A 22,593-nucleotide genomic window follows, 5' to 3' on the forward strand; every position below is an offset into this window, starting at 1 on the left:
CTCGTTCTTATGGTTTACTAAGATCAATCGTGTAAGATAAGTTGTCTAGCCTTTCTAACTCCACTCCATCAAATTCATTCACACGTCCAATAATTGTTGGAACAATGGTCAGCTTTTTATAGGATTTTTCCTTTGTAGGCAAGAAGTAAGTGTAACGCATATTTAATCGTTTATTTATATACTCCCCTCCCTCACCATCTCCAAAAATAATAGGCACTGGATCACCATTTTCGTCAAAGATATTGTAGATGAGTTGTTTATGTGTATCTCGTAATGATATATAGAGTTCGAGCGTTTGTTTCTCTTCAAATGACAAGATAATGTTAGATGGATAAAAAGAGATGTCTTTATATAAAATAGATAATTCCCCATTTTGTTTTTCTTTTTGAATATCGAGAACAGTATGCTCGCCTTTTGAAACGATCGGAACCTTTACCCAAGAGTCGTCAGTTTTAATGGAGAATTCAAACTGATCTGGTAAAGGCTTGGATGTTTTTAGAATGAATACGCCGGCATAAAGACCATCGGATACAGGCTCCTCCTGCATATCAACTCGTAAATGTTTTCCCCATTCTCGATATGGTATATCGTTAATTTTATATATTATACGATCCAATTGTCTTATAGCTTCAATTGAATCTTTGGCTTCTACGACGAAACTAATCGCTAGTCGACTACCGTCAAACATCGTTTCCTCTAAGAATAATTTATGCCCTTCTAGTTGTAATTCAAGGCTATGTTCTTCAGTGATTCCTTGTTTAATGGAAGTTTTTATTCCTTCATCTGTTACTTGTATCCATTCAAAAAGTGAACCTACTATTGGAATAGACTGAAGGGTTGCAGCCATTGCTGGTGAAAAAATAGAACCTACAATAAGAGATAAAAATAAAACAGCAGCAGCGACAATCCCTGTAATCCGAGCTTTATCCTTTTTTTTCGGTAGCTGTTTAAATGCCGTTTGAATACGCAATTCAACAGTTTCGGGTACATCATCGTTTTGTTTTTTTGTTAAAAATTCTTCCCACTTTTCCATGAATGTTCCTCCGTTTCGTTATCATTTAATAGTTCCCTCATTTTTTTCTTCGCTCGGTGCATCTTACTTTTTACGGTGTTTTCGGGTAAATCAAGTAACTCTGCCATTTCCTTAATACTTAATCCAACCGTGTAGAACAGGATCAAAAGTTGTCTTTGCTCGTTTGATAAAAGTCCTAATGCTTCTTCCATTTCAATTCCTTGAGACATTGGTTGCACATACGTTGGTTCCATAATTGACTCTAGTGGAATAATGTTTTTTTGTTTTCTTAATAGTTGGTAACATTCATTCATTACAATTCGTATTAACCAAGTCTTAAAATAGGAGGGTTCCTTTAATTTGTGCATGTTTAAAAATGCTTTGATGATACTTTCTTGAATAGCATCCGCGCAATCTTCATCATTTTTCAAAATTGTTTTAGCCATATAGTACATTGCTTGTTTATGATCTGTAATTAAAAGTTCAAATGAGGCAATATTGCCTTTTTGTGCTTTTTTTATTAGTTTGATTGAATCCAATTTGTTTGCTCCTTTCTGCACTTATTTCTTAGATGAAGGAAATAGTGAAAAAGTTCCGTTGATACATAAATATATTTGTTTAACCTAAAGGTATCACATGACAAGAGTTGTTTTACATGTACACATTATTAGAACTATACTAATAGAAGATTGTCCGATTGCTGATCGGGTTTTTATAGTTGGGGGAATATATAGATGAAACTAGTTTCATGGAATGTGAATGGTTTGCGTGCATGTGTGAAAAAAGGATTTTTAGATTATTTCAATGAAGTGAGTGCCGATATTTTTTGTTTGCAGGAGACGAAGCTGCAAGATGGCCAAATTGAGCTACAGTTAGATGGATATGAACAGTATTGGAATTATGCTTTGAAAAAAGGTTATTCTGGCACTGCTGTGTTTACTAAAGTGAAGCCAATCTCGGTTAAATATGGTGTAGGGGATTTTGAAACAGAGGATGAGGGTAGAATTATCACGCTCGAATTTGAAGACTTTTATTTAGTTAATGTGTATACACCGAATGCAAAACGTGATTTAACGAGACTTCCATATAGACTCGAATGGGAAGATGAGATGCGGGTTTATTTGAAACAGCTAGATGAAGTGAAGTCTGTCATAATGTGCGGTGATTTGAATGTCGCACACGCCGATTTAGATTTGAAAAATGCTAATTCTAATAGAGGAAACTCTGGGTTCACATTAGAGGAACGTGGTAAAATGACGGATTTACTAGCGGAGGGATTTGTGGATACGTTCCGTTATTTTTATCCGGAGCAAGAGGGTGCTTATTCTTGGTGGTCGTATATGAGCAAAGTAAGAGAGCGAAATATCGGGTGGAGGATTGATTATTTTATTGCCTCTGACAAGCTATCACCTAGATTAAAGGATGCATCCATTGATGCGCATGTTCTTGGCAGTGATCATTGTCCTATCATTTTGGATTTGAAGCAATGATATTCAATATATTAAGAGAAAAGGTATAATCATTTAATGAAATAGAGTACAATATTTTAAAATCAACTATTTTGGAGGTTCTTATAGATGAATGCTTTAGCCTTACAATTAAATGAAAAAATGCAAAAAGAAAATTCTGCAATTTACGATATGCTATCCGATTTAGGAAAGAATTTATATTATCCAAAAGGAATTTTAAGCCAGAGTGCGGAAGCGGGAAAAAAAGCACATCGCTTCAATGCAACAATTGGTATTGCTACGGAAAACGGAGAACCGATGCATTTCCGTCATATACAAGATAAACTCGGTTATAACCCGAAAGATATATATCCTTATGCAGCACCTCAAGGGAAAGAAGAACTGCGTTTAAAATGGAAAGAAAAATTATTAGTAGATAATCCTTCCATGCAAAACAAATCAATAGGAACACCAATCGTGACTAGTGCGTTAACACATGGTTTAAGTATTGTTGCAGATTTGTTTATGAATCCAGGCGACGTAATTATTACTCCAGAGCAATATTGGGGTAACTACAATACCGTTTTTCAAATTAGAAGAGGCGGACGTGTAGAAACTTTCCCATTATTTAATGAAAAAGGCGGTTTTCATGTAGAAGCATTCCGCGAAACACTAGCGAAACAAAATGAAAAAGCGATTGTTTTATTAAACTTCCCAAACAACCCTACTGGATTTACGCCATCTATAGAGGATGCTGAAGCAATTGTTCAAGTATTAAAAGATGTTGCTGCATCCGGAACAAAACTAATTGTGGTATTAGATGATGCGTATTTTGGCTTGTTTTATGAAGATTCTATTAAGGAATCTTTATTTGGTTTATTAGCTGAAGTTCATCCAAATATTTTACCTGTGAAAATTGACGGTGCTACAAAGGAAAACTATGTATGGGGATTACGTGTTGGTTTCATCACTTATGCTGCAACTCCAGATGTATTAGAAGCATTAGAGCAAAAAACGAAAGGAATCATTCGTGGTACTATTTCTAGTGGTTCTCATATTTCGCAAACAATTATCTTGGAATCTTTGAAGTCAGCTGAATTCCAAACAGAAAAAGAAGAAAAGTTCCAAATTATGAAAGGCAGAGCAGTGAAAACAAAACAGGTGCTTGCAAATGAAAAATTTGCTCCATATTGGACTTACTATCCATTTAACTCTGGTTACTTCATGTGCTTGAAATTAAATAATGTTGATGCAGAAACACTTAGACTTCATTTATTGGATCAATACGGAGTAGGTGTTATAGCAAGTAATAAAACAGATATCCGCGTTGCTTTCTCGTGTGTAGAAGAATCCGATATTGAAGAATTGTTTGATTTGATATTAGAAGGATGTAAAGATTTAACTAAATAATTAAAGATTAGCAAAACTGTTCAAGGGGTAACATCCTTGAACAGTTTTTTTATTTATTAAGATGAGAGCGGAAACATTTATTCTGAATTCGAAACATAAAATACTTTAGTGGGAGTTTTGAAATAACATAATCTTTATTATTAGCTTAAAGGGGGATATGATGGGATATAAAAAGTTATCTGCATGGGCAAAATTCTTTATTATTTCTATAATTGTACTTGTTGGAGTTTTGATGATTTATATAGTAGTAGATATTGAGGAAGAAGAGCCTGAATACACCAGCATAACAGTAAAAGAACCTGTGATAGACTCCGTAATAGAGCCTGATCCGTCTACGTTAGACTATGCATCGACTGAATGGGTAACTCATGGGGGAGATTACTATAACAGACGTTATTCTATGCTCAATCAAATTACTACACAAAATATTGGAGACTTAAAACCAACTTGGGTTAGTAGACTAGGTTCAGGTTCAGAGGGGAAATATTCTGGAGAAGCAACACCAATCGTAGTGGACGGTGTAATGTTTATTGCAACGGGTGCAAATGACATTTTCGCTTTAGATGCAAAAACAGGTGAAAAGATTTGGGCTTATACACCTGACATTCCACAAGAAATGAATACGGTATGTTGTGGTTGGACAACACGTGGTGTTGCAGTTGGTGACGGCAAAGTATATGTGGGATTGTTAGATGCCCGTTTAATCGCACTAGACCAAAAAACTGGAGAATTATTATGGGAAACAAAAGTAGCTGAATGGGAAGAAGGCTACACAGTAACTAGTGCTCCACTTTATTACAACGGTAAAGTTTACACAGGAGTTTCAGGAGGAGAATATGGAATTCGGGGGCGTGTGATGGCTTATGACTCTGATTTAGGTCATGAGGTATGGCGTTTCTATACGATTCCAGGTCCAGCTGATACTGATGGTGATACATGGCCATCTGATAATAATGCTTGGTTAACCGGTGGGGGACCAGTATGGAATACTCCAGCAGTTGACCCAGAGCTGGGTTACATTTATTTTGCTACTGGAAATACAGCACCAGACTTAGACGGAAGTAATCGTGAAGGGGATAACTTATACGCTAACTCAATTGTTGCTTTAAATGCAGAGAACGGCAAGTATGTGTGGCATTTCCAAGAGGTGCATCATGATATATGGGACATGGATCCTACCAATCCAGTCATTTTATATGATATAGAAATGAATGGAAAGATGCGAAAAGGTCTCGGGCAAGCGGGCAAAACTGGTTGGGTTTATTTCTTAGATCGTACTGATGGAACTCCGTTAGTAGGAATCGAGGAAAAACCAGTAACTCAAGAAGAACGTCAAAAAACAGCTGCTACTCAGCCGTTCCCGGTTGGCGATGCATTTGTTCCGCAAACTATAACGGAAGAAGATGTGAAAAATGATTTAGGACCCGAATTTTCAGGAGAAATTGGTAGTATATTTACTCCATTTTGGGATGTACCAATTACACTTAAACCAGGTCCATTTGGAGGAGCAAACTGGCCACCTTCCGCATACAATCCTGATACCGAATATTTTTATGTATTAGGCAATGATCACTACATGTCTTTTGAAAGAAATGAATTAAGTGAGTACTCTGAAGGTGACGCCTATCTGGGTAGTATTTTTGGACCGGTTTTAAACGCTCCAACTAGAGGAACAGTTACTGCGATTGATGTGAAAACCAATAAAATAGCATGGCAAAAAAAATGGGACACACTTGCTTATAGCGGTGTACTAACAACTGCTGGAAACCTTTTATTTGTTGGTCATAATGATGGACGTTTAATAGCATTTGATGCAAAAAACGGTGATGAAGTATGGGAGTATAAGATGGATGCAGGTGCAAACGCTCCGTCAATAACTTATGAAATTGATGGAGAGCAATACATCGCTATCTATGCTGCAGGTAATGCACTTGCAGGCTCTATACATGGGGATAAAGTATATACGTTTAAATTAGGTGGGGCTTTTCCGGAAGGTCAAGTAATTGATGCTTCCGCTAAAAAGGATGCTGCAACTTCCGAAGTTACCACAGTGAGTGCAAATCCCGATAAAGGAATAGCAGTTTATGATGCAAACTGTCTCGCTTGTCATGGTAACCAAGGAGCAAATGGTCACAATGGACCAAATTTGCAGGATAGTAAAATTGCAGAAAATAAAGAAGCTATCATTGAACGGATAACAAATGGTAAATCTGTCATGCCATCTTTTAAAGATACTTTAACGGCAGAAGAGATAGAAGCAGTTGCCGATTATGTATTGACTGTAATTTCACCATTAGGTAAGTAATAAATCCAAAGACTCAAACCAGCTGTCATTTTGATAGCTGGTTTCTGAATGCTTAAATATCCAAGAAAAAGGGGAAATAGTGTATACTTATTTCAATAGTTATGGAGAAGGGGATTTTTATGAAAAGAGATTATCCAGACGACAGCTTAACATTACATACCGATTTATATCAAATTAATATGACCGAAGCTTATTGGGCTGATAATATGCATGAAAGAAAAGCGGTATTTGAATTATTTTTCCGTAAGCTTCCATTTGGAAATGGATACGGTATTTTTGCAGGGCTGGAAAGATGTCTTGATTATTTACGTGATTTTCATTTTTCGGAAAGTGACTTAGCTTATTTGCATGAGGAGCTCGGTTACAAAGAAGATTTTATCGAATACTTACGTACACTTCGATTTTCTGGGAATGTGTATTCCATGGTTGAAGGAGAGCTTGTATTTCCGAATGAGCCTATTATGAGAATTGAATCCACTTTGGCAGAAGCTCAACTTGTAGAAACAGCATTGTTAAATATTGTGAACTATCAAACGCTAATTGCTACAAAAGGTTCTCGTATAAAGCAAGTAGTGAAGGACGAAATTGCGATGGAGTTTGGTTCTCGACGAGCACATGAAATGGATGCTGCAATATGGGGAACTCGTGCGGCATATATTGGTGGAATTGAATCGACTAGTAATGTTAGAGCTGGTAAAATGTTTGGCATTCCAGTTGCAGGAACCCATGCACATTCACTTGTACAAGCTTATAAAAATGAGTATGAAGCATTTCATTCGTATGCAAAACGACATAAAGATTGTGTCTTTTTAGTGGATACGTATAATACATTGAAAACTGGTGTCCCTACTGCTATTAAAGTGGCTCAAGAGCTTGGTGATAAAATTAACTTTATAGGAATTCGTTTAGATTCCGGTGATATTTCCTTCCTTTCAAAAGAAGCGAGAAAGATGCTAGATAAGGCTGGTTTTACAGATGCTAAAATCGTCGTTTCTAATGATTTAGATGAATATACGATTTTAAATTTGAAAGCACAAGGTGCAAAAGTAGATAGCTGGGGTATCGGTACCAAACTCATTACGGCGTATGATCAACCTGCACTTGGAGCAGTATATAAACTTGTTTCAATTGAAAATGAAGCAGGTGTAATGGAAGATACGATTAAAATTTCTTCTACTACAGAAAAGGTGACAACACCAGGGCAGAAGAAACTATTCCGAATTATCGATAAGGAAAACGGTAAAGCGGAAGGAGATTACATCACGATGTATGATGAAGATCCTACGCATGAAAAACGCTTAAAAATGTTCCATCCAGTCCATACATTTGTATCAAAATTTGTGACGAACTTTGAAGCGAAAGAGTTACATGTAAAAGTAATTGAAAATGGACAACAAATTTATAAAAACCCTTCTCTAGTAGAAATGCGAAGCTATGCTCATGAGAACTTAGAATTATTATGGGATGAATATAAACGGTCTCTAAATCCAGAAGAATATCCAGTCGATTTAAGTCAAAAATGTTGGGACAATAAAATGCGTAATATCCAAGAAATAAAAGAAATGGAACATAATCTTATTGCGCACAATGGAGGTCAGTAACAATGACTACTAAGCAACAAGAAATCATTGAGGCACTTCAAGCAATGCCAACCATTAATGCAGAAGAAGAAATTCGTAAAAGCATTAACTTCATGAAAGCGTATCTTACAAAGAATTCTTTTCTAAAAAGCATGGTATTAGGTATTTCAGGTGGACAAGATTCTACTCTGGTTGGGAAGCTTGCTCAACTTGCAGTAGATGAATTAAACAAAGAAGCAGGGGCAGATAAATATGCCTTTATCGCAGTTAGTCTACCATACGGAGTGCAATTTGATGAGGAAGAACGTCAAGATGCACTAAATTTTATGCAACCAACCAAAAGAGTTACGATTAACATTAAAGAGGCGGTTGATGCAAGTACACAAGCCCTTCTGGATGCAGGAATCACGCTTTCTGATTTTGCCAAAGGAAATGAAAAAGCGAGAGAACGTATGAAAGCACAATATTCAATTGCCGCAATGTACAATGGCATCGTATTAGGAACGGATCATTCAGCAGAAGCAGTAACTGGTTTTTATACAAAATTCGGAGATGGTGGCGCTGATTTAATGCCTATTTTCCGCTTGAATAAAAGACAAGGTAAGCAACTACTTCAGCATCTCGGATGTCCAGAGCATTTATATTTGAAGGTGCCGACTGCCGATTTGGAAGAAAATAAACCTGCTCTTCCTGACGAAGTCGCACTAGGTGTTACGTATGAGGAAATTGATGACTATTTAGAAGGCAAAGAAGTTTCCAAAGAAGCTCAAGAAAAAATAGAAGGCCATTATAATCGTTCGATGCACAAACGACATATGCCAATAACCATTTTCGATGATTTCTGGAAGTAATTAAACAAGGTCGAGCCATCTCACAAAGGAGATGGCTCGTTTTTTTATAAGAAATAGTATAGGTCGGCTTAGGAGTGGATGGCGTTAGTAGGTGCTTATAGAATGATTTTAGGTGCTGATAGGGTCGATTTAGGTGCGGATGGGATTTGTAGGTGCTTATAAAATGACTTTAGGTGCTGATAGCCACACTTTAGGTGCTCATACGGTAGACTTAGGTGCGGATGGGATTTGTAGGTGCTTATAGAATGACTTTAGGTGCTGATAGCCACACTTTAGGTGCTTATACGGTAGACTTAGGTGCTGATGGAGTTTGTAGGTGCTTATAGATTGACTTTAGGTGCTGATAGCCACGCTTTAGGTGCTTATGGGATCGTCTTAGGTGCGGATGGAGTTTGTAGGTGCTTATAAAATGACTTTAGGTGCTGATAGCCACGCTTTAGGTGCTCATACGGTAGACTTAGGTGCGGATGGCGTTAGTAGGTGCTTATAAAATGAGTTTAGGTGCTGATGGCCACGCTTTAGGTGCTTATACGGTAGACTTAGGTGCGAATGGCATTTGTAGGTGCTTATAAAATGAGTTTAGGTGCTGATAGCCACGCATTAGGTGCTCATACCGTCGACACTAGGTGCTCATACGGTCTACTTAGGTTCGCATGCCTGCTTATGCACTTAACCACATTTGCCACATTTCTATTTGTATTATATTGTAATTTTCGGTATGCTAATTAAGTATTGTATTAATTTTCGAACTAATCTATCAATAGTAGATGTTGGGGGAAATCAAATGAATGAACAATTACAGATTCAATCAATTATTACTAATATAGAAAGAGTGATGATTGGGAAAAAAAATATTGCCGAACTTGCGGTAATCACATTGCTTGCAGATGGGCATGTATTATTAGAAGATGTGCCAGGAGTAGGAAAAACAATGATGGTTCGTGCACTTGCAAAATCCATAGGTGCTGATTTTAAACGAATCCAGTTTACTCCAGATTTATTGCCGTCTGATGTGGTGGGGGTCTCGATATATAACCCGAAAGAAATGGAATTTGAGTTTAGACCTGGCCCGATACTAGGGAATATAGTACTTGCAGATGAAATAAATCGAACTTCACCAAAAACTCAATCAGCTTTATTAGAAGGAATGGAAGAAGCTTCTGTCACAATAGACGGGGTTACTATGCCGATTCCTAAGCCATTTTTCGTTATGGCTACTCAAAATCCAATTGAACATGAAGGTACTTATCCACTTCCTGAGGCACAATTAGATCGTTTTTTAATGAAGTTAAAAATGGGTTATCCGCATCCGAGTGAAGAAATAGAAGTATTAAATAGATTAGAAAAAAGAATGCCAATTGAGGAGTTAGAAGCTGTTGTTTCATTAGAAGAGTTAATTGAACTTCAAAAGAAAGTGAAAGATGTTAAAGTTGATTTCACGATAAAAGGATATATTGTAGACCTTGCTAGTCGGACAAGAGAGGATACATATATTTATCTTGGGGTTAGTCCCCGTGGTTCTATTGCTTTAATGAGAGCTTCTCAAGCCTTTGCTATGCTTCGAGGTAGAGATTATGTAACGCCGGATGATGTGCAATATTTGGTCCCATTTGTATTTTGTCATCGAATTATACTAAGACCGGAAGCCCGCTATGATGGAATTTCTACAGAAGAAGTTCTTTCTCGAATTGTTAAAAGGACTCCTGTTCCAATTAAGAGGAAAATAAATCAATGAAAAGAGGTTTAAAGCATCTAAAAGGCGTACTTATTATCATTCTCCTTCTAGTTTCTGCTTTTATCTATGCAATGTTTCAAGGAGGCTTTGTAAGTTGGTTTCTTTTTTACTTAGTCATTCCTCTATCTATCTATTCTATTCTGCTGTTCTTTTATTCTATATCTAACATTGAAGTTGAAAGAACGATTGAAACACGTAAGGTATTTAGTGGCGGTAGGTTTTCAGCAACTATTCAATTGAAGAGAAAAAATCGCTTTCCTCTAATGTATACATCATTTGAAGAGAAGGTAAGTAGTAGTTTACGACAAACAACGCCTAAGCAAATAAAGTTTTGGGGAATGAAAAAAGAATTTAAGTGGACTTACGAGATAGAACATATTCCTCGAGGTGAACATGAACTGGAAGGAGTAATTATCCGCGTCAGTGATTTGTTTGGTTGGGTTTCGAAAGAAGCATTTATTCCTAACAAGAAAAAGATTTTAGTTTTTCCGAATTTGACTGAAATGGTGTATATACCAATAGAAACAAGGTATGACCAAGGAGCTACAGTATCAAGAATTCAAACGATGAAGGATACTACTATGGCAACAGGTGTCCGCACCTATCAACCAGGAGACCGTGTTTCTTGGATTCACTGGAAATCATTTGCCCGGACGCAAACACTAAAGACGAAAGAATTTGAAGATCGACAATCGCAGGAGTTGTTTGTACTAATGGATCGTAATCCTTCTCCTCAATTCGAGGACTTGGTGGATTTAACTGCATCAATCATGCAAGCTATTGTGCGAAATCACTCTCAAAGTTCATTCCTTTCTATTGGTGAAACTAGGTTATATATTCCTACAGTACAAAATGAGGAGCAGCTGCACCGCGTGTTATATCATTTAACAAAGGTACAAGCGGATTTAAAAAAGCCAACTGAGCAAGTAATTCTAAATGAATCTTCCATTGCTCTAACAACTTCTCTTTTATATATTACAAGTAATCTTTCATATGAATGGATAGATAGTATTCAAAAAACGGCGAATAATTTACGTCTATGTACTTGTTTTATTGTAAAACAAAAAGATATTAAGTTAACAGGGGATGAAATTGCATTACATCAGTACGCTACAAGTAGAAGGATTAATATCCATATTATTACGAAAGAACGGTTTGCCAAAGCATTTTTGGAGGTGAATCGCTCATGAATAAAGAAACACCAAAATCATTTTTATCTATATTAATTTACTTTTTGGTTTTTATCTTATTGACCGAATGGCTCAAACCAGTCATTGAATTAACGGATACAGATTACTTAAAATTATTTTGTTTGTTTTTGGCAGTTTCTTTTTTACTTTATTTTTTGAAGATAACTTGGAAAATTGTAATACCTTTAAAAGTATTGTTTATAAGTTGGGTGCTTATTTATCTCTATACCGACCTATCTTTTTTCTCGAGTGATACGATTTTATATTTATTTAATATGATATGGGGGAATTTAAAGGCATTAGTATCTCAAGATTGGCATGCTGTGACGGATGCTTTTCGTACTTTGTTGTTTTTTATATTATTGTGGATGACCACTTATTTATTGAATTACTGGATTCGAGTAAGAAAAAATGTAATGCTGTTCTTCCTATTAACAGTTTTATTTATTACTATTTTAGATACCTTTAGTCCTTATAATGGTGAGAAAAGTATCATTATTGTATTAGTCACTGGATTTATTATTAGTGGCTTGTTGTATGCACAGAAGGTGATGTCTGAAAATAATGTCCAAACAAATGGAAGATTCATATTAGGAACGTTTGTAAGTCTTTTTGGGTTGATAGCAGTAAGTGGAATTATTGCATATGTTCTGCCTAAAGCAGGCCCAAGTTGGCCGGATCCTGTTCCATTTCTTACTTCTACTAGTCCTTCTGCAACTGGATTTAAAGATGGTGGCGTAAATATTGCTCGTAAAGTTGGTTATGGGGAAAACGATGAAATGTTGGGCGGGGCATTCCTTGGTGATGACACTCCTGTGTTTTATGCGACAGTTCCAAGAAAACAGTATTGGAAAGTCGAGACGAAGGATACGTACACTTCCAAAGGATGGATACAATCAGAAATTGATCCACAAATCATTAGTTATGAATTGGGAGCACCAATTACTTCTGATATTACACCTGGTAGTGAGGAATCAACGGCTACTGCTAATATCTCAATGACGCAAGCATTCGATTTTATTATGCAACCTTATGGAATAAAATCTATAAATAGCGAAGAAACCGTAACATTATCTCTAAATGAAACAAATCAAAAAATGTTATCCTTCTTTGGTGGTAGCACAATACCACTTAATTCTTATGTAACTTCTTATAGTGAACCTATTTATAGTTTGAAGGCGCTCCGAGGAGCTACAGTTGAGAGTCTTGATGGCCTAACAAGTGAGTTTGATAGATACTTACAGCTACCGGAAACCCTTCCTTCACGAGTAAATGAATTAGCTGTTTCTATTACAGCAGACAAAGCTAGTTTATATGAAAAAGCAAAGTCTATTGAAAGATATTTTAGTCGAAGTGGGTTTCGCTACGATCAAAAGTTAGCTGCAATTCCAAAAAGGAATATAGATTATGTGGATCAGTTTTTATTTGATACAAAAATAGGGTATTGTGATAATTTCTCGACTTCTATGGTCGTCATGTTGAGGTCCATTGGTATACCTTCGAGGTGGGTGAAAGGTTTTGCGGCAGGAAAAATCGTTCGAAAAGATGACAATGTTCCTGTTTATGAAGTAACGAATAATGACGCACACTCATGGGTGGAAGCGTATTTTCCAGGAGTAGGTTGGATGTACTTTGAACCAACGATTACTTTTTCAAATAGTGCAAACTTAGATTATGATTTAAATACGGGAAAAACAGAATCTGATACTCCAGTTCCACCCGTTAAAAAGCAACCTGTAAAAGAAGAAACAAAAATAGATAAATCTGAAGTGTCAAAAGGGTTTACTAAAGTGATGAGTGATGGTATAAAATGGGTTACTGACCGAAAAGTAACGATTATTTGGTCATGTGTTGGCTTGTTCTTTATTAGCTTATTAGCTTATCACTATAGAAGAAAGTGGATTTCTAAAGTATTAATACCATTTTATCGTATGCGCAAAAATGATTGGGAGACATTCGAGAAAATGTATCATCAGTTATTAATGCAACTTAAGTTATATGGGGTGGAGAAAGAACAAGGACAAACCTTATCAGATTATGCTAAAAAGATTGATACTGATTTTGGTGGCAATCATATGAGAAAGTTAACAAGCGTTTATGAAAAAGGGATCTATGGTGGCGATCGTGAAGAAATAAACTACAGGTTAATGAGAGAAAGTTGGGAAAATTTAATCAATCAGCTAAGCGGTTGATTTTAAGCTCGATAACCTGTAAACTAAGGTCAAATTAAATTGACCAATTGCCCTCGTATATGTCCGATAATATGGTTCGGATGTCTCTACCAAGTTACCGATAATAACTTGACTATGAAGGTGAGTGCAGTCATGTCTTTTTTGACATTTGCATTCACCTTTTTGTTGTAGAGATCATAAACGCGTAGAGAGTGGAAATACTTTCTTACGCGTTTTTTTAATCTTATTCAGGACACCCTAAAGAATAGTGCGCAATTTGGATCAATTATTAGAAGAGGTGGATGCTAATGTCTTCAACTCCATTGTTGAAAGAACAAGAAAAAATTGTCGTTCTAGATTTCGGTAGTCAATATAATCAATTGATCACTCGCCGTATACGTGAATTTGGAGTTTACAGCGAACTACACCCACATACAGTTAGTGCGGAAGATTTAAAGAAAATGAATGCTACTGGAATCATTTTCTCTGGTGGTCCCAACTCTGTATATGATGAAAATGCTTTTCATATTGATCCAGAGATTTATGAAATTGGTGTACCGATCTTAGGGATATGTTACGGGATGCAATTAATGTCTCAACATTTCGGTGGGAAAGTGGAAAAAGCTGCTCATAGAGAATATGGTAAAGCTGAAATCAATGTAAAAAATGCCACGACTTTATTTGGACAACTTCCAGCGGATCAAATTGTTTGGATGAGTCACGGAGACCATGTAACAGTTGCACCTGAAGGGTTTGAAGTAATTGCAACAAGTCCTTCATGTGAAGTAGCAGCAATGGCAAATGAAGAGAAGCAATTTTACGCAGTTCAATTCCATCCAGAGGTAAGACATTCTATTTACGGTATCGAATTACTACGTCAATTTGTATTTGACGTTTGCCACGCAACTGGCGATTGGACAATGGAAAGTTTTATCGAAATGGAAATTGAAAAAATTCGTGCAGAAGTTGGCGACAAGAAGGTTCTTTGTGCACTAAGCGGTGGAGTAGATTCATCTGTAGTTGCCGTTTTAATTCACAAAGCAATCGGCGACCAATTAACTTGTATGTTTGTGGATCATAACTTAAACCGTAAAGGCGAAGTTGAGCAAGTTATGAAGACTTTCACAGAAGGCTTTAACATGAAAGTTATTAAAATCGATGCACGTGAGCGTTTTATGAATAAATTAGCTGGTGTTTCTGATCCAGAACAGAAACGTAAAATTATCGGTAACGAATTCATTTACGTATTTGATGAAGAAGCTTCTAAATTAGATGGTATGGATTTCTTAGCTCAAGGTACTCTTTACACCGATATTATTGAATCTGGTACTTCAACAGCACAAACGATTAAATCTCACCATAATGTAGGTGGATTACCGGAAGACATGCAATTCAAGTTAATCGAGCCATTAAAAACATTGTTTAAAGACGAGGTTCGTGCACTTGGTTTAGAACTTGGTCTTGAAGAAGCAATTGTTTGGCGTCAACCTTTCCCAGGCCCTGGCTTAGGTATTCGTGTACTCGGTGAAATTACGGAAGAAAAACTAGAAATCGTTCGTGAATCAGACGCAATACTTCGTGAAGAAATTGCGAAAGCTGGTTTAGATCGTGATATTTGGCAGTACTTCACTGTCCTTCCTGACATTCGTAGCGTTGGAGTAATGGGTGACACTCGCACATATGACTATGCTATTGGTATTCGTGCTGTTACTTCTATTGATGGTATGACTTCTGACTGGGCACGTATCCCATGGGATGTACTTGAAAAAGTAAGTATCCGTCTTGTAAACGAAGTACCTCATATCAACCGCGTAGTGTATGACATTACGAGCAAACCACCAGCAACGATTGAGTGGGAATAGATCTATTAACGAACTATTTTTAATAATAATTAATAAATGTTCGGAAATAGTATTGATTTTCAAAAAAAACAGTGTTATATTACTTACATAATTTAATTATGTCGTCGTATAACGTTGGGAATAAGGCCCAAAAGTCTCTACCGAATCACCGTAAATGATTCGACTACGATGAGTGAAAAGTATTTATCTATCACTTATTAGAGATATTAAGCATACGACCTTTTTCAATGGTCGTATGCTTTTCTTTCGTTATATGGGCAAAAAATGGAGGATAACATGAAAAAGTATTTTCAATTTGAAGAACTAGGTACGAATTACCGTAGCGAAATTATTGGTGGTTTTACGACTTTCTTAGCGATGGCGTACATCTTAGTAGTAAATCCAATGACTTTATCTTTAGAGACTGTTCCGGGTTTACCTGAGTTTATGTATATGGATAAAGGCTCTGTATTTACAGCGACTGCAATTGCAGCAGCTATTGGTTCAATTTTGATGGGAGTGTTAGCGAAATATCCAATCGCATTAGCGCCGGGTATGGGACTTAATGCATTCTTTGCTTATACGGTTGTATTGAAATTCGGTATACCTTGGCAAGTAGCTTTAACAGGTGTTTTTGTTGCAGGTGTTATTTTCATTCTTCTTTCATTATCCGGTATTCGTGAAACAATTATTAATGCCATACCAACTGAATTAAAGTATGCCGTTGGAGCAGGTATTGGTTTATTCATAACTTTCGTTGGTCTACAAAATGCAAAGATTATAGTTAAAAATGATAATGTATTAGTTGGTTTAGGTGATTTAACAGACCCTAATATCTTATTAACGATTTTTGGACTGTTAATAACTTTAATAATGATGGTAAAAGGCATTAAAGGCGGTATATTCTACGGTATGCTAATTACTTCTATAGTTGGGATGATATTTAGTTTAGTACCTATTCCAAATGGAGTTGTAGGAAAAATCCCAAGTATGGCACCAACTTTTGGAGCAGCACTTGACCCAATACTTAATAATCCTTCTGCTTTGTTAACTTCACAATTCTTAATCGTTGTGCTTACTTTCTTATTTGTTAACTTCTTTGATACTGCTGGTACATTAATTTCTGTAGCAAACCAAGCAGGTTTAATGAAAGAAGGCAAACTACCGCGTGCAGGAAAAGCGCTTTTAGCAGATGCAATTGCTACAACGGCAGGTGCAGTAGCTGGTACTTCCACTACTACTTCATATGTTGAATCTACTGCTGGAGTTGCAGCAGGTGCACGATCAGGTTTTGCAGCAGTAGTGACAGGAGTACTATTACTACTATCATTATTCTTTTATCCAGTTTTAAGTGTAATTACTTCTTATGTAACTGCACCAGCATTAATCGTCGTTGGAGTCTTAATGGTATCTTCTTTAGGAAATATTCAATGGACTAAATTTGAAACTGCAGTTCCGGCATTCTTTGTAATTATTGCAATGCCACTAACTTACTCTATTGCAACTGGTATAGCAATTGGATTCTTATTCTATCCAATTACAATGATCGTTGCAGGTCGAATTAAAGAAGTTCATCCTATTATGTACGTACTATGGGTAGTGTTCCTTGGTTACTTTATTTTCTTATAATAAATAAAAGATAGATAGAGGCATTGTGTCTCTCTTAGACTGTAGAAAGACTCGAAAGGAATCGAGTTTTACTACAGTCTTTTTTGTTTTAGATAGAAAGCAAGAAAAATCGAGTTAGGAAATAGAAACTCTCTTTCCGCAGACGAACTATCCAGCCTCCTCCATTGAAGTGCTATACACTATATTAGTATGAAGTGTTAAAGGTAAAAGTTTTTGGATAAAAAGTTAAGAAAACCTCTTGCCATAAGTTCTACAAGGTGGTATAGTAATCAAGTTGTCATTTTCATTACTGACTTCTTCAAAAAAGAAATAAAAAAGTTGTTGACATTGATAACGAAACTTGTTATGATAATAAAGTCGCCAAAACGACACAACAACAAAAACAAAACATGAACATTGAAAACTGAACATGCAAAACGTTAAGACATACAGCTATTAAACTAACTTGTTAGTTTGATAGCAAAACAAAAATGACATCATTTAATGATGATGCCAGCAAAACAAAATGAGCTTTTTAAGTTCTCTATTATGGAGAGTTTGATCCTGGCTCAGGACGAACGCTGGCGGCATGCCTAATACATGCAAGTCGAGCGAATGATGAAGAAGCTTGCTTCTTCTGATTTAGCGGCGGACGGGTGAGTAACACGTGGGCAACCTGCCCTGTAGATTGGGATAACTCCGGGAAACCGGGGCTAATACCGAATAATCCATTTCCTCACATGTGGAAATGTTAAAAGACGGTTTCGGCTGTCACTACAGGATGGGCCCGCGGCGCATTAGCTAGTTGGTGAGGTAACGGCTCACCAAGGCGACGATGCGTAGCCGACCTGAGAGGGTGATCGGCCACACTGGGACTGAGACACGGCCCAGACTCCTACGGGAGGCAGCAGTAGGGAATCTTCCACAATGGACGAAAGTCTGATGGAGCAATGCCGCGTGAGTGAAGAAGGTTTTCGGATCGTAAAACTCTGTTGTGAGGGAAGAACAAGTACGAGAGTAACTGCTCGTACATTGACGGTACCTCATTAGAAAGCCACGGCTAACTACGTGCCAGCAGCCGCGGTAATACGTAGGTGGCAAGCGTTGTCCGGAATTATTGGGCGTAAAGCGCGCGCAGGCGGTCCTTTAAGTCTGATGTGAAATCCCACGGCTCAACCGTGGAAGGTCATTGGAAACTGGGGACTTGAGTACAGAAGAGGAAAGCGGAATTCCAAGTGTAGCGGTGAAATGCGTAGAGATTTGGAGGAACACCAGTGGCGAAGGCGGCTTTCTGGTCTGTAACTGACGCTGAGGCGCGAAAGCGTGGGGAGCAAACAGGATTAGATACCCTGGTAGTCCACGCCGTAAACGATGAGTGCTAAGTGTTAGGGGGTTTCCGCCCCTTAGTGCTGCAGCTAACGCATTAAGCACTCCGCCTGGGGAGTACGGTCGCAAGACTGAAACTCAAAGGAATTGACGGGGGCCCGCACAAGCGGTGGAGCATGTGGTTTAATTCGAAGCAACGCGAAGAACCTTACCAGGTCTTGACATCCCGCTGACCGTTCTAGAGATAGATCTTTCCCTTCGGGGACAGCGGTGACAGGTGGTGCATGGTTGTCGTCAGCTCGTGTCGTGAGATGTTGGGTTAAGTCCCGCAACGAGCGCAACCCTTGATCTTAGTTGCCAGCATTTAGTTGGGCACTCTAAGGTGACTGCCGGTGATAAACCGGAGGAAGGTGGGGATGACGTCAAATCATCATGCCCCTTATGACCTGGGCTACACACGTGCTACAATGGACGGTACAGAGGGTCGCAACCCCGCGAGGGTGAGCTAATCCCATAAAACCGTTCTCAGTTCGGATTGTAGGCTGCAACTCGCCTACATGAAGCCGGAATCGCTAGTAATCGTGGATCAGCATGCCACGGTGAATACGTTCCCGGGCCTTGTACACACCGCCCGTCACACCACGAGAGTTTGTAACACCCGAAGTCGGTGGGGTAACCCTTACGGGAGCCAGCCGCCGAAGGTGGGACAGATGATTGGGGTGAAGTCGTAACAAGGTAGCCGTATCGGAAGGTGCGGCTGGATCACCTCCTTTCTAAGGATAATATCGGAATACAGATTTTTATCTGTATCTTAACGTTTTGCAGTTCAGTTTTGAATGTTCATTTTATATGAAGATTCAACTCTTGTTCTTTGAAAACTGGATAAAACGACATTGAAAGAAACAAATTCAAGAAATTCAATTTGTAATCACATTTGTGATTATTTTTTGTGTAGTACTTTTAACTACTATTTTTGAGGATTTCAAGACACAAGCAGTGGATTGGAAGCCGAATGGTTAAGTTAATAAGGGCGCACGGTGAATGCCTTGGCACTAGGAGCCGAAGAAGGACGGCACTAACACCGATATGCTTCGGGGAGCTGTAAGTGAGCTTTGATCCGGAGATTTCCGAATGGGGAAACCCACTGTTCGTAATGGAGCAGTACATTTGCGTGAATACATAGCGCATCTGTGGCAAACCCAGGGAACTGAAACATCTAAGTACCTGGAGGAAGAGAAAGAAAAATCGATTCCCTGAGTAGCGGCGAGCGAAACGGGAAGAGCCCAAACCAAGAGGCTTGCCTCTTGGGGTTGTAGGACACTCTATATAGAGTTACAAAGGAATGAGCTAGACGAAGCGATCTGGAAAGGTCCGCAGGATAGGGTAAAAGCCCCGTAGTCAAAAGTTCATTCTCTCTTGAGTGTATCCTGAGTACGGCGGAACACGTGAAATTCCGTCGGAATCTGGGAGGACCATCTCCCAAGGCTAAATACTACCTAGTGACCGATAGTGAACCAGTACCGTGAGGGAAAGGTGAAAAGCACCCCGGAAGGGGAGTGAAATAGATCCTGAAACCGTGTGCCTACAAGTAGTCAGAGCCCGTTAATGGGTGATGGCGTGCCTTTTGTAGAATGAACCGGCGAGTTACGATTACATGCAAGGTTAAGTTGAGAAGACGGAGCCGCAGCGAAAGCGAGTCTGAATAGGGCGAATGAGTATGTGGTCGTAGACCCGAAACCAGGTGATCTACCCATGTCCAGGATGAAGGTAAGGTAACACTTACTGGAGGTCCGAACCCACGCACGTTGAAAAGTGCGGGGATGAGGTGTGGGTAGCGGAGAAATTCCAATCGAACCTGGAGATAGCTGGTTCTCTCCGAAATAGCTTTAGGGCTAGCCTCAAACGTTAGAATCTTGGAGGTAGAGCACTGTTTGGACTAGGGGCCCATCCCGGGTTACCGAATTCAGACAAACTCCGAATGCCAATGATTTATGTTTGGGAGTCAGACTGCGAGTGATAAGATCCGTAGTCAAGAGGGAAACAGCCCAGACCACCAGCTAAGGTCCCAAAGTATTTGTTAAGTGGAAAAGGATGTGGCGTTGCTTAGACAACCAGGATGTTGGCTTAGAAGCAGCCATCATTTAAAGAGTGCGTAATAGCTCACTGGTCGAGTGACGCTGCGCCGAAAATGTATCGGGGCTAAACAAATCACCGAAGCTGTGGATTGATACCTATGGTATCAGTGGTAGGAGAGCGTTCTAAGGGCGTTGAAGTCAGACCGGAAGGACTGGTGGAGCGCTTAGAAGTGAGAATGCCGGTATGAGTAGCGAAAGATGGGTGAGAATCCCATCCACCGTATGACTAAGGTTTCCTGAGGAAGGCTCGTCCGCTCAGGGTTAGTCGGGACCTAAGTCGAGGCCGATAGGCGTAGACGATGGACAACAGGTTGATATTCCTGTACCACCAAACCACCGTTTGAGTAATGGGGGGACGCAGAAGGATAGGGTAAGCGTGCTGTTGGTTATGCACGTCCAAGCAGTAAGGTGTGAGTGTAGGCAAATCCGCACTCTGTAACATTGAGCTGTGATGGCGAGGACTTAGTCCGAAGTTCCTGATTTCACACTGCCAAGAAAAGCCTCTAGCGAGGTGATAGGTGCCCGTACCGCAAACCGACACAGGTAGTCGAGGAGAGAATCCTAAGGTGAGCGAGAGAACTCTCGTTAAGGAACTCGGCAAAATGACCCCGTAACTTCGGGAGAAGGGGTGCTCTTTTGGGTGTATAGCCTAGAAGAGCCGCAGTGAATAGGCCCAGGCGACTGTTTAGCAAAAACACAGGTCTCTGCAAAACCGTAAGGTGAAGTATAGGGGCTGACGCCTGCCCGGTGCTGGAAGGTTAAGAGGAGTGCTTAGCGCAAGCGAAGGTGCGAATTGAAGCCCCAGTAAACGGCGGCCGTAACTATAACGGTCCTAAGGTAGCGAAATTCCTTGTCGGGTAAGTTCCGACCCGCACGAAAGGCGTAACGATCTGGGCACTGTCTCAACGAGAGACTCGGTGAAATTATAGTACCTGTGAAGATGCAGGTTACCCGCGACAGGACGGAAAGACCCCGTGGAGCTTTACTATAGCTTGATATTGAATTTTGGTGCAACTTGTACAGGATAGGCAGGAGCCTTAGAGCCCGGAGCGCCAGCTTCGGAGGAGGCGTCGGTGGGATACTGCCCTGGTTGTATTGAAATTCTAACCCATACCCGTAACCCGGGTAGGAGACAGTGTCAGGCGGGTAGTTTGACTGGGGCGGTCGCCTCCTAAAGTGTAACGGAGGCGCCCAAAGGTTCCCTCAGAATGGTTGGAAATCATTCGAAGAGTGTAAAGGCAGAAGGGAGCTTGACTGCGAGACCTACAAGTCGAGCAGGGTCGAAAGACGGGCTTAGTGATCCGGTGGTTCCGCATGGAAGGGCCATCGCTCAACGGATAAAAGCTACCCCGGGGATAACAGGCTTATCTCCCCCAAGAGTCCACATCGACGGGGAGGTTTGGCACCTCGATGTCGGCTCATCGCATCCTGGGGCTGTAGTCGGTCCCAAGGGTTGGGCTGTTCGCCCATTAAAGCGGTACGCGAGCTGGGTTCAGAACGTCGTGAGACAGTTCGGTCCCTATCCGTCGTGGGCGTAGGAAATTTGAGAGGAGCTGTCCTTAGTACGAGAGGACCGGGATGGACACACCGCTGGTGTACCAGTTGTTCTGCCAAGAGCATCGCTGGGTAGCTATGTGTGGACGGGATAAGTGCTGAAAGCATCTAAGCACGAAGCCCCCCTCAAGATGAGATTTCCCATTACGCAAGTAAGTAAGATCCCTCAAAGACGATGAGGTAGATAGGTTCGGGGTGGAAGCGTGGCGACACGTGCAGCTGACGAATACTAATCGATCGAGGACTTAACCAAATAGAATTTGTATTCATCAATGTCTTTTATCCAGTTTTGAGTGAACAAGCGCTCTAGTAAGAGGGTTTCAAGACACGAGTAATTCGAGGAAACGATTGAGAGAGGAAAGGAGCGTACTCAAGTACGTGACTGACCGAACGAAAGAAGTTGACGAAGAAGTACGATGTGTATTGA

The 22,593-nt window shown here is 39.5% G+C and carries 12 protein-coding genes, 2 rRNA genes and 2 riboswitches; of the genes, 12 read left to right on the forward strand and 2 right to left on the reverse strand.

The features are described 5' to 3' along the window. Positions 1-7 precede the first annotated feature (7 nt). Together ACTSKG_RS16160 and ACTSKG_RS16165 are read right to left on the reverse strand one after the other, a co-directional pair. On the reverse strand, positions 8-1,033 hold the full coding sequence (locus ACTSKG_RS16160) for a DUF4179 domain-containing protein (RefSeq protein ID WP_464755572.1): 1,026 nt from the start codon (positions 1,031-1,033) through the stop codon (positions 8-10). After that, a complete protein-coding gene (locus tag ACTSKG_RS16165) occupies positions 1,009-1,551 on the reverse strand; it encodes a sigma-70 family RNA polymerase sigma factor (protein WP_464755573.1) in 543 nt (180 codons plus the stop codon). Before ACTSKG_RS16165 ends, ACTSKG_RS16160 begins: the two co-directional genes overlap by 25 nt. A gap of 195 nt (positions 1,552-1,746) precedes the next feature. On the opposite strand from ACTSKG_RS16165, the gene ACTSKG_RS16170 reads away from it, so the two are divergent. From ACTSKG_RS16170 to ACTSKG_RS16225, 12 genes are all read left to right on the forward strand, one after another. Continuing rightward, positions 1,747-2,502: an exodeoxyribonuclease III gene (locus ACTSKG_RS16170; protein ID WP_464755574.1), complete on the forward strand. Its 756-nt coding sequence runs from the start codon at positions 1,747-1,749 to the stop codon at positions 2,500-2,502. An 87-nt stretch (positions 2,503-2,589) separates the two neighbouring features. After that, positions 2,590-3,870, forward strand: coding sequence for an aminotransferase class I/II-fold pyridoxal phosphate-dependent enzyme (locus ACTSKG_RS16175; protein WP_464755575.1), 1,281 nt, complete (start codon positions 2,590-2,592; stop codon positions 3,868-3,870). Positions 3,871-4,030: 160 nt separating this feature from the next. Next, a complete protein-coding gene (locus tag ACTSKG_RS16180; RefSeq protein ID WP_464755576.1) occupies positions 4,031-6,175 on the forward strand; it encodes an outer membrane protein assembly factor BamB family protein in 2,145 nt (714 codons plus the stop codon). A 119-nt stretch (positions 6,176-6,294) separates the two neighbouring features. After that, the gene (locus ACTSKG_RS16185; RefSeq protein WP_464755577.1) at positions 6,295-7,776 is read left to right on the forward strand and encodes a nicotinate phosphoribosyltransferase; all 1,482 of its coding nucleotides are present in this window, start codon (positions 6,295-6,297) and stop codon (positions 7,774-7,776) included. A 2-nt stretch (positions 7,777-7,778) separates the two neighbouring features. Then, on the forward strand, positions 7,779-8,606 hold the full coding sequence (gene nadE, locus ACTSKG_RS16190; protein ID WP_464755578.1) for an ammonia-dependent NAD(+) synthetase: 828 nt from the start codon (positions 7,779-7,781) through the stop codon (positions 8,604-8,606). A gap of 784 nt (positions 8,607-9,390) precedes the next feature. Next, positions 9,391-10,341, forward strand: coding sequence for an AAA family ATPase (locus ACTSKG_RS16195; RefSeq protein WP_464755579.1), 951 nt, complete (start codon positions 9,391-9,393; stop codon positions 10,339-10,341). Continuing rightward, the gene (locus ACTSKG_RS16200; protein WP_464755580.1) at positions 10,338-11,531 is read left to right on the forward strand and encodes a DUF58 domain-containing protein; all 1,194 of its coding nucleotides are present in this window, start codon (positions 10,338-10,340) and stop codon (positions 11,529-11,531) included. Before ACTSKG_RS16195 ends, ACTSKG_RS16200 begins: the two co-directional genes overlap by 4 nt. After that, on the forward strand, positions 11,528-13,723 hold the full coding sequence (locus tag ACTSKG_RS16205; RefSeq protein ID WP_464755581.1) for a transglutaminase-like domain-containing protein: 2,196 nt from the start codon (positions 11,528-11,530) through the stop codon (positions 13,721-13,723). Before ACTSKG_RS16200 ends, ACTSKG_RS16205 begins: the two co-directional genes overlap by 4 nt. Positions 13,724-13,756: 33 nt before the next feature. After that, a riboswitch (purine riboswitch) is annotated at positions 13,757-13,858 on the forward strand. A 152-nt stretch (positions 13,859-14,010) separates the two neighbouring features. Continuing rightward, positions 14,011-15,564, forward strand: a complete 1,554-nt coding sequence (gene guaA, locus ACTSKG_RS16210; RefSeq protein WP_464755582.1) for a glutamine-hydrolyzing GMP synthase — start codon at positions 14,011-14,013, stop codon at positions 15,562-15,564. A gap of 84 nt (positions 15,565-15,648) precedes the next feature. Further along, positions 15,649-15,750: riboswitch (purine riboswitch) on the forward strand. Positions 15,751-15,840: 90 nt separating this feature from the next. Continuing rightward, positions 15,841-17,172, forward strand: coding sequence for an NCS2 family permease (locus ACTSKG_RS16215; protein ID WP_464755583.1), 1,332 nt, complete (start codon positions 15,841-15,843; stop codon positions 17,170-17,172). Positions 17,173-17,697: 525 nt separating this feature from the next. Next, positions 17,698-19,250, forward strand: a 16S ribosomal RNA gene (locus ACTSKG_RS16220). Between the two features lie 241 nt (positions 19,251-19,491). Beyond that, positions 19,492-22,419 (forward strand): 23S ribosomal RNA (locus ACTSKG_RS16225). The 16S and 23S rRNA genes sit together here, the layout of an rRNA operon. Positions 22,420-22,593 lie beyond the last annotated feature (174 nt).

The organism is Psychrobacillus syltrankelensis (assembly GCF_055454035.1).

Excerpts from the sequence above, each read along its gene's own strand:
- ACTSKG_RS16160 (WP_464755572.1), bottom strand. The coding sequence starts at position 1,033 with ATGGAAAAGTGGGAAGAATTTTTAACAAAAAAACAAAACGATGATGTA.
- ACTSKG_RS16170 (WP_464755574.1), top strand. The coding sequence starts at position 1,747 with ATGAAACTAGTTTCATGGAATGTGAATGGTTTGCGTGCATGTGTGAAA.
- ACTSKG_RS16175 (WP_464755575.1), top strand. The coding sequence starts at position 2,590 with ATGAATGCTTTAGCCTTACAATTAAATGAAAAAATGCAAAAAGAAAAT.
- ACTSKG_RS16180 (WP_464755576.1), top strand. The coding sequence starts at position 4,031 with ATGGGATATAAAAAGTTATCTGCATGGGCAAAATTCTTTATTATTTCT.
- ACTSKG_RS16185 (WP_464755577.1), top strand. The coding sequence starts at position 6,295 with ATGAAAAGAGATTATCCAGACGACAGCTTAACATTACATACCGATTTA.
- nadE (WP_464755578.1), top strand. The coding sequence starts at position 7,779 with ATGACTACTAAGCAACAAGAAATCATTGAGGCACTTCAAGCAATGCCA.
- ACTSKG_RS16195 (WP_464755579.1), top strand. The coding sequence starts at position 9,391 with ATGAATGAACAATTACAGATTCAATCAATTATTACTAATATAGAAAGA.
- ACTSKG_RS16200 (WP_464755580.1), top strand. The coding sequence starts at position 10,338 with ATGAAAAGAGGTTTAAAGCATCTAAAAGGCGTACTTATTATCATTCTC.
- ACTSKG_RS16205 (WP_464755581.1), top strand. The coding sequence starts at position 11,528 with ATGAATAAAGAAACACCAAAATCATTTTTATCTATATTAATTTACTTT.
- guaA (WP_464755582.1), top strand. The coding sequence starts at position 14,011 with ATGTCTTCAACTCCATTGTTGAAAGAACAAGAAAAAATTGTCGTTCTA.
- ACTSKG_RS16215 (WP_464755583.1), top strand. The coding sequence starts at position 15,841 with ATGAAAAAGTATTTTCAATTTGAAGAACTAGGTACGAATTACCGTAGC.